This window comes from Thermanaerothrix sp., assembly GCA_026417795.1.
GTDB lineage: Bacteria > Synergistota > Synergistia > Synergistales > Synergistaceae > Thermanaerovibrio.
In genome coordinates this window covers 1-1,568 of the sequence record JAOACP010000086.1, presented here as the reverse complement: position 1 = coordinate 1,568, position 1,568 = coordinate 1, and the positions used below count along the sequence as shown (strand labels likewise).

Annotated in this window: 2 protein-coding genes; both read left to right on the top strand. The window is 49.2% G+C overall.

The window, feature by feature from the left end; translation table 11 throughout:
- The coding region (locus tag N2315_09200; protein ID MCX7829350.1) for a hypothetical protein at positions 1–933 on the top strand (933 nt) is incomplete at its 5' end.
- Between the two features lie 7 nt (positions 934–940).
- On the top strand, positions 941–1,568 hold a 628-nt coding region (locus tag N2315_09195; GenBank protein MCX7829349.1), incomplete at its 3' end, for a sugar phosphate nucleotidyltransferase.

The window sequence follows — 1,568 nt, the reverse complement described above, 5'->3', positions numbered from 1 at the left end:
AACCAGTACCAGGCGATGATAAAGACGAGCGTGGCCTTCCTCAATGTAGCGGAAGGAAAGACTATCGGTATGGCTAATATTACTACCACCGGTAATTCGCGGGAAACCCAAACCAAGGCCATTCGGGAAGCCATTGATGCAATTCCGGTACAACTTACCTACGAGGTGCGGAAGATTCCTGCCTTTACGCTGCGAACCCAGGTTCTCCAGGTGAAGGGTGGAGACGTTAAGATGCAATTTGGTCAAGATATGGGAGTAGTAAAAGGGGATGAGTACATCGTGGTAAGCCGAGAAAGTGTGGGAGGCCTTGTGGACGAACAGGAGGTGGGCCTTGTGGTAGTGAAAGAGGTGGGGCTCCAGGTTGCCACCGCGAGTATTCGGTATGCCAATAAGGGGCTTGTGGAAGGAGCTCAGCTGGTCGAAGTTCCCCGTTTAGGCGCTGACATTGGTCCTTACCTTATGTATCTTAAGTATTTCAATGCAATTAAAGATAGTGATGGAGATACTACTAATGGTACCCTGGCTATAGGAGCTAAAATACCTGTTACCCGAGGTTTTTACGATGTACGGCCGGTAGTGGGCATCCAAGTGAATCTGGATCCCTTCTTCCTGTTTCCCCTTATTGCGTATGGAGGGGTGGAGTATAATCTCTATATGGGCCGCTTAGCCATAACCGGAACCGCCGCTTTTGCAGGGGGATCGAACTATCTTGTCCAGTGGTTAGAAGAACAGCTTTCTACTTCTGATGATAAATGGTTCACCCATTATGGAATTAAGCTGAACGGTGAAGTAAGCTACTTGGTAAGTCGGGATATGCTCATTTTTGTTAATGTAGGCATGGACTACATGCTCGGTGTTTTCGAAGGGCTCGGAGGGTTCTTTAAAAGCTTTGGGGGTACCGGGATTGCCGCAGGGGTAACCTTTAAGTTATAAGGGAGGCATGAAAGGAATCATAGTAGCTGCCGGGTATGGGACCCGGTTTTTGCCTGTAACTAAGACCATACCCAAGGAGATGCTTCCACTCATCAATGTGCCTTCCATCGCCTTTATTGTCGACGAATTTGTAAAGTCTGGGATAGAGGATATTATCATTATCACTTCTCGACGAAAAAAGGTGATGGAAGATTATTTTGACCGCGAAGTAGAGCTGGAAGCGGTGTTTGAACAGGAAGGTAAAACGGACCGCCTGCGGTGGATAAAGCCACCGGCGGAGGTTCGCATCGTATTTATACGACAACAGTACATGTTGGGAACCGGCCATGCCCTTCTGCAGGTTCGACCCTTTATTGGGGATGAGCCCTGTGTGGTAGCGTACCCCGATGACCTGCATGTGGGGGAACCACCTCTTGCGGCTCAGCTTATCGAGGGATGGCGAGAAACGGGTTGTTCTGTGATGGCCACCGTTTATGAACCGGGCGATGTAAGTCGTTATGGTGTCCTCGATATCGCCACCGATGGTGAACATGTCCGAGCCATTGTAGAAAAACCGAACCGGGGGACCGAGCCAAGCCACGAGGTTTCAATTGGACGCTATCTGTATACACCGGAGTTTTTTACCCTGTCTCTTA